The organism is Streptomyces sennicomposti (genome assembly GCF_019890635.1).
GTDB lineage: Bacteria > Actinomycetota > Actinomycetes > Streptomycetales > Streptomycetaceae > Streptomyces > Streptomyces sennicomposti.
Genome location: NZ_JAIOAB010000030.1, coordinates 24835 through 37729 on the forward strand (window position 1 = coordinate 24835; position 12895 = coordinate 37729).

The 12895-nt window shown below is 73.4% G+C and carries 11 protein-coding genes; 2 read left to right on the plus strand and 9 right to left on the minus strand.

Translation table 11 applies throughout. The features are described 5' to 3' along the window. Positions 1-110: 110 nt before the first annotated feature. From K7787_RS18075 to K7787_RS18095, 5 genes are all read right to left on the minus strand, one after another. On the minus strand, positions 111-518 hold the full coding sequence (locus K7787_RS18075) for a VOC family protein (protein WP_223002165.1): 408 nt from the start codon (positions 516-518) through the stop codon (positions 111-113). A 132-nt stretch (positions 519-650) separates the two neighbouring features. Beyond that, positions 651-2051 carry a hypothetical protein gene (locus K7787_RS18080; RefSeq protein ID WP_223002167.1) on the minus strand — a complete coding sequence of 467 codons (1401 nt, stop codon included), beginning with the start codon at positions 2049-2051 and terminating at the stop codon, positions 651-653. Continuing rightward, positions 2033-2776, minus strand: a complete 744-nt coding sequence (locus tag K7787_RS18085) for an ABC transporter ATP-binding protein (protein WP_043261355.1) — start codon at positions 2774-2776, stop codon at positions 2033-2035. The genes K7787_RS18080 and K7787_RS18085 overlap by 19 nt, the downstream gene beginning before the upstream one ends. A gap of 332 nt (positions 2777-3108) precedes the next feature. Then, a complete protein-coding gene (locus tag K7787_RS18090; protein WP_027758274.1) occupies positions 3109-4488 on the minus strand; it encodes an aspartate aminotransferase family protein in 1380 nt (459 codons plus the stop codon). After that, a complete protein-coding gene (locus K7787_RS18095) occupies positions 4473-4997 on the minus strand; it encodes an Lrp/AsnC family transcriptional regulator (protein WP_009190909.1) in 525 nt (174 codons plus the stop codon). Before K7787_RS18095 ends, K7787_RS18090 begins: the two co-directional genes overlap by 16 nt. A 170-nt stretch (positions 4998-5167) precedes the next feature. Here K7787_RS18095 and K7787_RS18100 point away from each other — a divergent pair, with 170 nt between their 5' ends. Continuing rightward, positions 5168-6607 (plus strand): gamma-aminobutyraldehyde dehydrogenase, encoded by a 1440-nt coding sequence (locus tag K7787_RS18100; protein ID WP_164390099.1) that lies wholly within the window; start codon positions 5168-5170, stop codon positions 6605-6607. Positions 6608-6919: 312 nt separating this feature from the next. Then, positions 6920-8134 carry a polyamine ABC transporter substrate-binding protein gene (locus K7787_RS18105; RefSeq protein WP_223002168.1) on the plus strand — a complete coding sequence of 405 codons (1215 nt, stop codon included), beginning with the start codon at positions 6920-6922 and terminating at the stop codon, positions 8132-8134. Between the two features lie 82 nt (positions 8135-8216). On the opposite strand, the gene K7787_RS18110 is transcribed toward K7787_RS18105, so the two are convergent. From K7787_RS18110 to K7787_RS18125, 4 genes are read right to left on the minus strand one after another with little or no spacing between them, the layout of a single operon-like run. Continuing rightward, positions 8217-9887: an NADase-type glycan-binding domain-containing protein gene (locus K7787_RS18110; protein WP_223002170.1), complete on the minus strand. Its 1671-nt coding sequence runs from the start codon at positions 9885-9887 to the stop codon at positions 8217-8219. Continuing rightward, positions 9884-10459: a phage tail protein gene (locus K7787_RS18115; protein WP_009190913.1), complete on the minus strand. Its 576-nt coding sequence runs from the start codon at positions 10457-10459 to the stop codon at positions 9884-9886. Before K7787_RS18115 ends, K7787_RS18110 begins: the two co-directional genes overlap by 4 nt. Beyond that, positions 10459-12420 carry a putative baseplate assembly protein gene (locus K7787_RS18120; protein WP_019983130.1) on the minus strand — a complete coding sequence of 654 codons (1962 nt, stop codon included), beginning with the start codon at positions 12418-12420 and terminating at the stop codon, positions 10459-10461. Before K7787_RS18120 ends, K7787_RS18115 begins: the two co-directional genes overlap by 1 nt. Further along, positions 12420-12863 carry a GPW/gp25 family protein gene (locus K7787_RS18125; protein WP_019983129.1) on the minus strand — a complete coding sequence of 148 codons (444 nt, stop codon included), beginning with the start codon at positions 12861-12863 and terminating at the stop codon, positions 12420-12422. The genes K7787_RS18120 and K7787_RS18125 overlap by 1 nt, the downstream gene beginning before the upstream one ends. Between the last annotated feature and the right edge of the window lie 32 nt (positions 12864-12895).

Below are 12895 nucleotides of genomic sequence, written 5' to 3' on the forward strand. Positions count from 1 at the left end.
GGGCGCATCCCGCCCGGGCCGGAACGAATCCGTCCGGGGCGCCCCCCTCAGAACCGCCGCCGGGACGCTCCCCTGGGTCACCCTGCACCGCCGCCAGGACGACCCTGGGGTCAGCCCTGCACCGCCGCCGGGTCCATCCACATGACCTCCCAGGTGTGCCCGTCGAGGTCGTCGAAGGAACGGCCGTACATGTGGCCGTAGTCCTGGACCTTGTCCGACGCCGTGCCGCCGGCCGCGACCGCCTTCTCGACCAGCTCGTCCACCTTCTCGCGGCTCTCGGCGCTCAGACAGATCAGCACCTCGCTGGTGCGGGTGGAGTCCGCGATCTCCTTGTCGGTGAAGTCGGCGTAGCGCTTCTTGCCGAGCAGCATGGCGATGATCGCGTCGCTGATGACGACGCAGGCGCAGTCGTCGGTGGAGAACTGCGGGTTGATCGTGTAGCCGAGGGCGGTGAAGAACTTCTTCGCCGCGGCCACGTCCTCGGTCGCCAGGTTCACGAAGATCATCTGCTGGTACATGGTGGGGTCGCTCCCGTCGTGGGTGGTGCCGTGCGTGCCGTGCGCAGGGGTAGACGGAGCGGGCCCGCGGAACTCATCGGCGGTCCGCGGATTTCTTCCGGCGCCTTTCCCGGGGCGTCCGGGACGGCCGCCTCAGCGGGTCAGGGGCAGTGCGGCCAGGGTGGCGATGGCCCAGGTCAGCGGGGCGAACAGGGCCAGCAGGGCGGCGCTGCGCAGGGCGGCGGCCGAGCGCAGCACGGTGGCGGGGGCGCCCAGCCGCCGGAGCGCGGCGGTGGTGCCGACCCTGAGCTGCCGGGCCTCGACGGCGGCGGTGACCAGCGCGGCCACCGCGCAGCCGGCCACGAGCAGCGCGCCCAGCGCGGTGAGCGGACCGAAGCGGCCGGAGGCGCGGCCGTGCAGCGCGATCATGGCGAACGCCGCCGAGGCGACCGCGCACAGGACGCCGAGCGGACTGCCGATCCGGCCCGCCTCCGCCATCAGGACCCGCCCGGCCAGCAGGCGTACGGCGCCCGGCCGCACCGCCTGGAGCAGCCGGCCGCACAGATGGGTGAGGCCGGGACCGGCGAGGGCGAGGCCGACGGCGGTGAGCAGCCAGCCGGCGAGCACGGGCGCGGAACCGGCGGTGAGCCCGCCGGGCAGGACGGCGCGCGCGGCGTCGCCCGTGCCCCCGGCGTAGGTCTCGACGGTGAGCCCGGCGGCGAGCACGGCGATGCCCCAGGGCAGGCCGGTGGGGGAGCGGTCGGGCGGCAGCGGGCGGCCGGGGTCGTCGTCGGCGACGGGGGCGTCGGCCGGCCTCCCGTCGACCGCCTCGCTCCCGCCCGCCGTCCGGTTCCCTTCGGCCGTCCCGCTCCTGCCTGCCGTCCGGTTCCCTTCGGCCGTCCCGCTCCTGCCTGCCGTCCGGTTCCCTTCGGCCGTCCCGCTCCCGCCCGCCGTCCCGTTCCCGTCGGCGTGGGTCTCCCGGTCGTCGTCGGCCGTGCCCCGCGCGGTCCCGGCGGCGCGGGCGGGCGGGGCCTTCGGCTCGCGCGGGCGCAGGGCAGCGGCGACCGCGGCGGAGGCGACCGCCGGGACGGTGGCGAGCAGGAGCAGCGTGCCGGGCACCGGCAGCCGCTTGCGCGCGGCGAGGACCGTGTGCGGCGCGCCGTCGAACGGGAACGGCGGCCCCGGCAGGTCGCCGCGCAGCCAGAGGAAGAGCAGCAGCGCGAGCAGCGCGCCGAAGGCGCAGGACAGGGCGGTCGTGGCGGCCGAGACGGCCATCAGCCGGGCGGGGCCGAGGCCGAGCGCGGACAGTCCGCCGCGCGGCCGGGTGCCGGGGTCGGAGCGGGCGACCGCGACCGCGAGGTACGCCGTGGCGGCCAGCGGCACCGCGCACCAGGCCAGGCGCAGCAGCGCGGCGGACGGGTCTGCGGGGTGGCCGAGGGCGTGGCCGAGGCTGCACAGCAGCAGGAAGCCGGTGCCCGCCGAGGCCGCCACGACGGTCAGCCGGCGCAGCTGGACGGCGGGGTGCGCGACGCGGGTCAGACGGAGAGCGAGCACGCGGCCCGGCCTTCCGTGGTGTCACCGGCCGGTGGCAGGTGCACGGTCTTCACGCAGCGGCCGTCGAGCAGGTTCACCGTGCGGTCGGCCAGGGCCGCGGTCTCCGCGTCGTGGGTGGCGAGGACGACGGTGATGCCGTGCGAGCGGGCGGCGGTGGTGAGGGTGCGCAGCGCGTGGGCGCGGTCGGCGCGGTGCAGCGGGGCGGTCGGCTCGTCGGCGAACAGCACGGTCGGCGTGGAGGCGAGGGCGCGGGCGATGCAGACGCGCTGCCGTTCGGCCTGGCGCAGCTGGTGGGGGCGTTTGCGGGAGAGTTCGCCGGCGTCCAGGCGTTCCAGCCACTCCAGGGCGGCCACCTTGGCCCGGCGGCGGGTGGAGCCGCGCAGCATCAGCGGCAGGGCGGTGTTCTCCCAGACGTTCAGCTCCGGGACGAGCACGGGCGCCGGGTCGATCCAGCCGAACCGCTCGCGGCGCAGGCGTTCGCGGGCGAGCGGGCCGAGGGTGTGCACGGGGGAGCTGTTGAACCAGACCTCGCCCTCGCGCACCCGCACCATGCCGGACAGGCAGCGCAGCAGCGTGGTCTTGCCGCTGCCGCTCGGGCCGCCGACGGCGAGGATCTCGCCCTGCCGGACGCCGAGCGAGACGCCGGCGAGTGCGGGCGAGCCGTCCTTGTGGGTGTAGTGCAGGGCGCGTGCCCAGAGCACGTCGTTGTCCGGCGGGGCCACCATGGCGTACACCTCGGTTCGGATCAGAAATGCCGCGCGTTGCCGTACGGGTCCGGGATCCTTCGTACGAATCCCCCGTACGAGGGAACGAAGGCGAAGCCGATCGGTCACTGAACGCTAGGCAGCCGACGCCGGGAGCCCGGACAGCACACGGCCCCGGGCCGCCGTTTCCCACTCGAACGGACGGCTCCGGGGCCGGTGATGATCATCTGATCGGAGGCACGCGCCTCAGACGTACGCCTCGGGCACGCGTCTCGGACGTGCGCCTCGGGCACGCACCTCGGACGTACGCCGTGCGGCAGGCGCCGAGGCGCGCGCTTACCGCGACGCGTCGGTCACAGCTTGGTCCAGGCCTCCGTCAGCGTGGCGCGCAGGATCTGCTCGATCTCGTCGAAGGTCTCCTGGTTGGAGATCAGCGGCGGGGCGAGCTGGACGACCGGGTCGCCGCGGTCGTCGGCACGGCAGTACAGGCCGTTGTCGTACAGCGCCTTGGAGAGGAAGCCGTACAGGACGCGCTCGGTCTCCTCGTCGTTGAAGGACTCCTTGGTGTGCTTGTCCTTCACCAGCTCGATGCCGTAGAAGAAGCCGTTGCCGCGGACGTCGCCGACGATCGGCAGGTCGTGCAGCTTCTGCAGCGTCGACAGGAACGCGCCCTCGTTGTCCAGCACGTGCTGGTTGAGGCCCTCGCGCTCGAACAGGTCGAGGTTGGCGAGGCCGACCGCGGCGGAGACCGGGTGGCCGCCGAAGGTGTAGCCGTGCAGGAAGGTGTTGTCGCCCTTGTAGAACGGCTCGGCCAGGCGGTCGGAGATGATGCAGGCGCCGATCGGGGAGTAGCCCGAGGTCATGCCCTTGGCGCAGGTGATCATGTCCGGGACGTAGCCGAACTTGTCGCAGGCGAACATGGTGCCGAGGCGGCCGAAGGCGCAGATGACCTCGTCGGAGACGAGCAGCACGTCGTACTGGTCGCAGATCTCGCGCACCCGCTGGAAGTAGCCGGGCGGGGGCGGGAAGCAGCCGCCGGCGTTCTGCACCGGCTCCAGGAAGACGGCCGCGACGGTGTCGGGGCCCTCGAAGAGGATCTGCTGCTCGATCTGGTCGGCGGCCCAGCGGCCGAAGGCCTCGGGGTCGTCGCCGAAGAGCGGGGCGCGGTAGATGTTGGTGTTGGGGACCTTGTGCGCGCCCGGCACCAGCGGCTCGAAGGGGGCCTTCAGGCCCGGCAGGCCGGTGATGGACAGGGCGCCCTGCGGGGTGCCGTGGTAGGCGACCGCGCGGGATATGACCTTGTGCTTGGTGGGCTTGCCGACCAGCTTGAAGTACTGCTTGGCGAGCTTCCAGGCGGTCTCCACCGCCTCACCGCCGCCGGTGGTGAAGAAGACCTTGTTCAGGTCGCCCGGCGCGTAGTCGGCCAGGCGCTCGGCCAGCTCGACGGCCTTGGGGTGGGCGTACGACCACACCGGGAAGAACGCCAGTTCCTGGGCCTGCTTGAAGGCGGTCTCGGCCAGCTCGGTGCGGCCGTGGCCGGCCTGGACCACGAACAGACCCGCGAGACCGTCGAGGTAGCGCTTGCCCTTGTCGTCGTAGATGTAGGTGCCCTCGCCGCGCACGATCGTCGGCACGGGCGAGTTCTCGTACGAGGACATGCGGGTGAAGTGCATCCACAGGTGGTCGTACGCGGTTCGGCTGAGGTCCTTGCTCACGGTTATCGGGTTCCCCACATGTAGGTCTGCTTCTTGAGCTTCAGGTAAACGAAACTCTCGGTGGAGCGCACGCCGGGCAGGGCCCGGATGCGTTTGTTGATGACGTCCAGCAGGTGGTCGTCGTCCTCGCAGACGATCTCGGCGAGGATGTCGAACGAGCCCGCGGTCATCACCACGTACTCGACTTCCGACATGTCAGTCAGCGCGTCCGCTATGGCCTCGACATCGCCCTCGACGTTGATGCCGACCATCGCCTGCCGGCGGAAGCCCACGGTGAGCGGGTCCGTGACGGCGACGATCTGCATGACGCCCTGGTCCAGCAGCTTCTGGACGCGCTGGCGCACGGCCGCCTCGGAGAGGCCGACCGCCTTGCCGATCGCGGCGTAGGGCCGGCGGCCGTCCTCCTGGAGCTGCTGGATGATGGCGAGGGAGACGGCGTCCAGCTGGGGGGTGCCGTTCCCGTTGCGGGACTCGCGGGACGAGTCCCTCTGCTCTGCGCTTCGACTGGCCACGACCTCACTGTGCACGACGTCTCGACAGTTTCGCAAGCCTTGGGCGATGAAATTCGTTGTTTGAGTGCTCGCTGTTTGCGGATTTCGCAGAACTGGTGGCGACGGGGGTGTTGAAAACGTGGCCGCGCCGACTAGGGTGGGTGTCTCAGTGATTGGACACCTGCACCAGCCAAGGAGGGCCGGCAGTGAGCACCGAGCTGCGTCGTCTGCGCAACTACATCGACGGTGAGTTCCGGGACGCCGCCGACGGACGGACCACCGAGGTGGTCAACCCCGCGACCGGTGAGGCGTACGCGACCGCGCCGCTGTCCGGCCAGGCGGACGTCGACGCCGCCATGGCCGCCGCCGCGGCGGCCTTCCCGGCCTGGCGCGACACCACCCCGGCCGAGCGCCAGAAGGCCCTGCTGAAGATCGCGGACGCCTTCGAGGAGCGCGCCGAGGAACTGATCGCGGCCGAGGTGGAGAACACGGGCAAGCCCATCGGGCTCACCCGCTCCGAGGAGATCCCGCCGATGGTCGACCAGATCCGCTTCTTCGCGGGCGCGGCGCGGCTGCTGGAGGGCCGCTCGGCCGGCGAGTACATGGAGGGCCTCACCTCCATCGTGCGCCGCGAGCCGATCGGCGTGTGCGCGCAGGTCGCGCCGTGGAACTACCCGATGATGATGGCCGTGTGGAAGTTCGCCCCGGCCCTCGCCGCGGGCAACACGGTCGTCCTCAAGCCCTCGGACACCACCCCCGCCTCCACGGTCCTGATCGCCGACATCATCGGCTCGATCCTGCCCAAGGGCGTCTTCAACGTCGTCTGCGGCGACCGCGACACCGGCCGTCTGATGGTGGAGCACCCCACCCCGGCGATGGCCTCCATCACCGGCTCCGTGCGCGCCGGCATGTCGGTCGCCGAGTCCGCCTCCAAGGACCTCAAGCGGGTCCACCTGGAGCTGGGCGGCAAGGCCCCGGTCGTCGTCTTCGAGGACACCGACATCGAGAAGGCCGTCGAGGACATCTCGACGGCGGGCTTCTTCAACGCCGGCCAGGACTGCACCGCCGCCACCCGCGTCCTCGTCCACGAGTCGATCCACGACGAGTTCGTCGCCGCGCTCGCCAAGGCCGCCGAGGAGGCCAAGACCGGGCAGCCGGACGACGAGGACGTGCTGTTCGGCCCGCTGAACAACCCGAACCAGCTGCGGCAGGTCGCCGGCTTCATCGAGCGGCTGCCCGCCCACGCCAAGGTCGAGGCCGGCGGCCACCAGGTCGGCGACAAGGGCTACTTCTACGCCGCGACCGTCGTCTCGGGCCTCAAGCAGGACGACGAGATCATCCAGAAGGAGGTCTTCGGCCCGGTCATCACCGTGCAGTCCTTCACCGACGAGGACCAGGCCGTCGAGTGGGCCAACGGCGTCGAGTACGCGCTGGCCTCCTCGGTGTGGACCAAGGACCACTCCCGCGCCATGCGGATGTCCAAGAAGCTCGACTTCGGCTGCGTGTGGATCAACACCCACATCCCGCTGGTCGCCGAGATGCCGCACGGCGGCTTCAAGAAGTCCGGCTACGGCAAGGACCTGTCGGCGTACGGCTTCGAGGACTACACGCGGATCAAGCACGTGATGACGTCGCTGGACGCGTGACGCTCGGCGGGGCCGCCGGATTCGTCCTCGGGTGCGGGGAGCCGCCGTCGAAACGGCGGCCCTCCGCGCCCGCGGCGCGACCGGCGCCCGCGATCGCGTGGCCGCCTGGTGTTCGACCGGCGCCCGCCGTAGGACCCGCGACCCCGGACGGAGGACGGACCGTCCGGGGTCGCGTCGTGCCGTCCGGCGGGCGGCACGGGCTCCGGTCCGCCGCAGGGGGCGGGCGCTGATCGACAACGTGTCGCCTGTGCACCGGCGGGCTCGACGGAGCGTCGATTGTCCCGGTCCCGGCCGTCGCGGGATGCTGCGCCAATGCCCCGGACACCGATGACGCCCCCGAAGCCGCTCGCGAGCGTGCCCGCTCCCTCCCGCCGTTCCCTGCTGCGCGCGCTCGGCGCCGCGTCCGCGCTCGGCGCGCTCGCCGGCTGCGGGGTGCCCGCCGCCTACGTCCGGCCCGGCGAGCGCGCGGCCCCGGACACCTCCGCCACCGACAAGCAGCTGACCTGGTCGAACTGGCCGCTCTACATCGACACCGACGACAAGAACCCCAACCGGCGGCCCACCCTGGAGGCCTTCGAGAAGCGCACCGGGATCTCCGTGCACTACTCGGAGGAGATCAACGACAACGACGAGTTCTTCGGCAAGATCAGCCCCGCGCTGATGAACCACCAGAAGCCCGGCCGCGACCTCATCGTGATCAGCGACTGGATGTGCGCGCGGTTCGTCCGCCTCGGCTGGGTGCAGGAGATGGACCGCGCCCGCCAGCCCCACGTGGCCGCCGAGCTGGACCCGCTGCTGCGCACGCCGGCCTTCGACCCCGGCCGGCGCTTCACCGTGCCGTACCAGTCCGGCATCACCGGCATCGCCTACGACCGCCGCCGCCTCGGCCGCGAGATCCGCTCCGTCTCCGACCTGTGGGCGAGCGACCTGAAGGGCAGGGTGACCCTGCTGTCCGGGCTCGACGAGGCGTTCGCGCTGCTGATGCAGGGGGACGGCGTCGACATCCGGACCTGGAAGGCGGCGGACTTCCACCGGATGTGCGACCAGGTCGAGAAACAGGTGGCCCGCGGCCAGATCCGCCGCTTCACCGGCAACGACTACACCAAGGACCTGGTCAGCGGCGACGTCCTGGCCTGCCAGGCCTACTCCGGCGACGTGATCCAGCTCCAGGCGGACAACCCGGACATCCGCTTCGTCGTCCCCGAGGAGGGCGCCGAGCTGTGGTCCGACTCCCTGATGATCCCCAACCGGGCCGCCCACAAGACCAACGCCGAACGCCTGATCGACTACTACTACGAACCCGAGGTCGCCGCCGAGCTGGCCGCCTGGGTGAACTACGTGTGCCCGGTCCCCGCGGCCCAGGAGGTGCTGGCCAGGTCCAAGGACGAGGACACCGCCGCCCTGGCCGACAACCCCCTGATCTTCCCCGACGCCGCCATGCGCCGCCGCCTGGCCATCGCCCGCGACATAACGTCCACGGAACGCCTGGAATTCGCCCGGCGGTGGAACAAGATCGTGGGGTTGTAGGCCGAGACGTTCGGGTCCGGACAGCCCGAAGGCCCCGCAGGTGGCGGGGCCTTCGGGCTGTCCGGACCCGTGAGGGGGCGGCTCAGTTTCCGTTCGACGGGCCGAAGAACTCGATCTCGGCGATGGAGACCTGCTTGCTGGCCGAGGGCTGGTACGCGGTCTCCAGGATGAAGCGGACCGCCGAGACCTTACCCACCCGGAACGCGCGGCGCTGGCCGCCCGCGCCCTGGTCGAGGACGAGTTCGCGCTTCGTCGTCTTGCCGTCGGCCAGCGTGATCAGCGCCTCCACGCGGTGCGGCAGCGCCGACTGGGAGAGCTGGTCGGGGCGCGTGGACACTCCCGGAGTGATGATCAGGTCCAGCAGCCGGGTCGGCTCGGAGAACCGGGCCTCGATCCACTGGCCCTGGCCCGACTCGGACACCCCGGGGCCCCACCAGGTGTTGCTGAGCTTGTCGAAGGCCAGGTCGGGCTTGTGTCCCGGGTAGGAGCGGGACGCGGTGACCCGGTCCGGCGCGACCGGGGCACGCTTGGCGAAGTGGTCGCGGGTCGCCTGGACGCCCTGCGGGATGTGCACCGCCAGCACGATCAGCAGCGTCAGGACGACGGCCGCGACCAGCCAGGCCAGCACCCGGTCGAAGGCCCGGCGCAGGCGCGGCCGGTCGCCGGCCCAGGGGGCCTCGCGGTTGCCGGCCGCCGTCAGCCGCCGCCACCAGGGCAGCCGCCCCGGCGTCTGCCCGCCGCCGGCCATCGGCATCGCGCAGCGCGTGCAGTAGTGCCGGTCGGGCCGGTTGCGCGTCTGGCACCACGGGCACGGCGTCCCGCCGTCGGCGCCCAGCTCCTCGCCCGGCGCCCGTACGGTCTGCGGCCGCTGCGCGACCGGCCGGCCCGGCAGCACCGGGGCCACCGAGGGGGACGGCGCGGCCTGCGGCTGCGGGTCGGCGACCGGGATGAGCAGCTGCCGCGCCCGGTCCGTCATCCCCTCGCCCGCGCCGGGAGCCTGGGTGGTGGGGAGCGGGGTGGTGGGGTCGTTCTCGTCCACGGCCGGGGCGGGGGCGCCGGACGCGGGCACGGGGGGCTGGGGGACCGTGTCCGCCGACGGTGAGGTGCCGGGGGCGGGTGCGCCCGGGGTGGGTACGCCCTGGGCGGGGTGGGACGCCGGGGTCGCCGCTGCGGCGTCGTCGTTGTGGCGCGGCGCGGGGTCTGGGGCGCTGCCGGGTCCGCTGTCGGCAGCGGTGGCGGTGGGCCGAGGCGGGGTCCCGCCGGTCGCGGCGGCCGTCGCCGACGGTCCGCCGGTCGCCCCCGTTCCCGGGAACGTGGCGTGCGCCCCGGCGGGCCCGCCCGAGCCGCCGAAGCCGCCCGAACTGTCCGAGCCGCCCGGACCTGCCTCGGCCGTCGCCGTCCCGCCGGTCACCGGCGCACCAGTAGTCACGGAGGCCCCGGAGGCCCCGGCAGCGGGCACCGTCCCGTCGGCCGCCCGGCCACCGGCAGAGCGCGGCGTCCCGGCGGAACCCGGCGCACCGGCGGAGCCGGAGGCATCGGCGGACCCCGACACCTCGGCAGGCCCCGGCGTCCCGGCCGTGGCCGCACCGGCGGCCCCCGGCGTCCCGGCCGCCGCCCCCGCCGTCGCTCCGGCCGCCGCGCGCGGCGCGGCCGACCGGTCGGTCCAGCTCAGCACCGCCCCGCAGGCGTCGCAGAACGACTGGCCCGGTTCCGCGCGGGTGCCGCAGTCGGCGCAGTTCTGGGTGGTCGTCATCTCTCGGAGGTCCTTTCGGCGGGGACGGCGGCTTCCGTGGCGGTCACCTGAACCGTGTACGGCATATGGGCGGGGCGGGCGGCGGCGACCAGGGTGTCCAGGCGGTGCCGGTCCGCGGTGGTGGGGTGGGGCAGCCGCAGATGGACGTGCAGGCGGGGCCGCCGCTCGCCGGGCACCGGGCCGAGCGGGCGCGCGCTCCAGTCGGCCGCCCCGCTCTCGCTGATCTCCGGCGCCACGCCGAAGGCCAGCCGTACGGTCTCCGACAGCCCGCGCCGGGTCCCGCGGATGCGGTGCAGATACGCCGCGGCGGCCACCGCCGCGCGCAGCAGCGGCTCCGGTTCGCCGCCCTCGGTCTCCGCGCCGACCCAGCCGCCGAGCCACCGGACGAAGTCCAGCGGCGCGACCGAGGGCCGGAAATACGTGTCGAGGCAGTCCAGGACGCTCAGGATCGGCGCCATCACCTCGTCCAGACCGCCGACGAAGCGCTGCGCGAGGTCGTCGTCGGCGAACACCGCCGGCAGCATCATGCCGATCGGCGCGGACGAGCCGAGCCCGTCGATGGAACCCCGCATCAGGCACCGTCCCCGATCACACGCACCCGGTGGTCGAAGGAGAACACCAGCGAGGGCCGGGACAGGTCGATACGGTCGGTCGCCTCGCCGCGCTTGCCGGTCAGCGGGTCGGCCGGGTGCAGGACCACCTGGTCGACCAGCTCCACCCCCGGCACCCGCTGGAGCACCGCGAACACCTCACCGGACTGCACCGGCCGCCCGAACGGCCAGCCGGCCCCGTCCGCACCGCCGGTGAGCGGGTCGAGGTGCCGGTACAGCGCGTCGTGCGCGTCGCGGCGCACCCGGTCGGTGTCCACACCCCGGAAGGCGTGCACGGTCGCCACCACCGTGACCCCCTGGTAGTACGGCGGCCCCACCGCCAACCGGGTGCCGATCAGGCGCCGTTCGTCCAGATGCCGGGTGATCCGGTCCAGCAGGGCGTCACCGGGCACCAGTTGCTCGAAGCGCAGCCGGCCGCCCGGGTCCGCGACCGCCTGCGGCACCACCAACACCCGTACCGCGTACGCCCCGTGCTCGCCCTCCTCGCCCTCCAGGCAGGTGATCCGCGCCGTCTCCGGGGCGGCCCGGCGGGCCAGCTCCTCGTAGTCGCGCAGGGTCACCGCGCGCTCCTGGGCGCGCAGGGTGATCGGCGCGCGGACCTTCGCCTCCGCCACGGTCTCCCCGTCGACGCCGCCGCGCGCCGCCTCGCGGTTGACGACCTCCGAGACGTACGGGATCGAGGTGCGCAGGATCTGCACCGCGCCGCGGGCCACGTTGCCCGCGCGGCCGCCGCCGGTGCGGTAGCGGTGGGCGCGGATCGGCGCGCCCTTGGGGGCGACCGCGCCGAACTGGCGCAGCGAGCCGTCCGGTTCGCGCACCGCGGGGCCGAAGGCGATCTCGCCCGTGGTGGCGTCGAGGGTGATGTGCCGGTCGTCCGGCCCGGAGGCGGCGAAGTTCGGCACCACCCGCCAGTCCCGCCAGCCCTCGGGCTCGGCGGTCTGCAGCAGCAGCGGCGGATCGTCGCCGACCACGGGCGCGTGCGCCAGGCGCAGCCGCTGCCCCGGCAGCCCGGTGGACTCGCCGAGCGCCTCGTCGTACACCGTCTCGGCGTGCACGACGGCGGTGGTGCCGCCGACGGTGAACGCCTCGGCGGCCCGGACCGTCGGGGAGGTGGTGTAGAACGGCTGGCCGGAGTGGGGTTCGGTGACCCGGCAGCGCAGCCAGCCCGCCTCCTGCCCGGCGTTGCGGGACAGCACGTGCCCGCCGGGGACGTGCAGGATCACCTCGCCGGGCCGGTTGAGGCCGCCCGTGCCGTCCCGGTCCACCTCGCACGGCCGCCAGCCGTCCGCCGTCCACGCCTCCCACACCAGCGGCGGCTGCCGCGGGTCCACGCCGACGCCGTCCACCCGGCTGTCCAGGTCCAGCGCGACGGCGCAGTGCGGCACCGCCGCCGACAGGCCGAACAGCATGCAGTCGCCGGGGTCGGGGGACTCGGCGAAGCACAGCACGTCCTTGTCCTCCTCGGCCAGGTCGTGCGTGCGGTCGATCGCCGCCTCGCCCCGGTGCTGCACCAGCAGATGCCGCAACTCGCTCGGCACCACGCTCAGTTCGCGCTCGGTGGCGAAGACGACGGCCTCCTCGCTCTCGGTGCGCAGGGTGGCGACCTCGGTGCCCACCGGCACCGCCACCGGCTCCTCCTGCGGCGCCGCCAGCCAGAACGTCACGTCGGTGCGGGCCGCCGACGGCGGGAACAGCGTGATCCCGACCAGGTCCAGGAAGGCCAGATGGTTCTTCTCCGGCACCCGGTTGAGCCGGTAGACGATCTGGTCGGCCATGTGGGCGACCGTCTCGACCAGGGTGACGCCCGGGTCGGAGACGTTGTGGTCGGTCCACTCCGGCGCGCGCTGCTGGATGTAGCGCTTGGCGTCGTCGACGAACTGCTGGAAGCGGCGGTCGTCGAGGTTGGGGGAGGGCAGTGCCATCAGCGGTCGCTTTCCGGAGCCGCGGAGGGGCCGGGGCCGCCCTCGGGCTCGTCGTGGGACGGAATGACGTAGAAGGGGAAGACGAGGCTGCGCGGGTTGTTGGTGCCGCGGATCGAGTAGCGCACGTCGATGTAGAGGACGCTGCGGTCGCCGCCCGCCGTCACCTCCACGTCGTCCACCTCGATGCGCGGCTCCCAGCGGTCCAGGCTGGCGTGCACCTCGTGCTGGATACGGCCCGCGGTCTGCTCGTTGACCGGGGCGAAGACCAGGTCGTGGATGGCGCAGCCGAAGTCGGGCCGCATCGGCCGCTCGCCCGGCGCCGTGGACAGCACCAGCCGGATCGCCTCCTCGATCTCCCGCTCCCCGCTGACCAGCGCGATCCCGCCGGTCGGCCCGATCCGCAACGGGAACGACCACCCGGACCCGACGAACTGCTCGGCCATCAGCGCCCCACCCGCCTTCCACGGACCCGGCC

Coding starts and splice junctions, on each gene's coding strand:
- K7787_RS18075 (WP_223002165.1), bottom strand. CDS start 518: ATGTACCAGCAGATGATCTTCGTGAACCTGGCGACCGAGGACGTGGCC.
- K7787_RS18085 (WP_043261355.1), bottom strand. CDS start 2,776: ATGGTGGCCCCGCCGGACAACGACGTGCTCTGGGCACGCGCCCTGCAC.
- K7787_RS18105 (WP_223002168.1), top strand. CDS start 6,920: ATGCCCCGGACACCGATGACGCCCCCGAAGCCGCTCGCGAGCGTGCCC.
- K7787_RS18110 (WP_223002170.1), bottom strand. CDS start 9,887: ATGACGACCACCCAGAACTGCGCCGACTGCGGCACCCGCGCGGAACCG.
- K7787_RS18115 (WP_009190913.1), bottom strand. CDS start 10,459: ATGCGGGGTTCCATCGACGGGCTCGGCTCGTCCGCGCCGATCGGCATG.
- K7787_RS18120 (WP_019983130.1), bottom strand. CDS start 12,420: ATGGCACTGCCCTCCCCCAACCTCGACGACCGCCGCTTCCAGCAGTTC.
- K7787_RS18125 (WP_019983129.1), bottom strand. CDS start 12,863: ATGGCCGAGCAGTTCGTCGGGTCCGGGTGGTCGTTCCCGTTGCGGATC.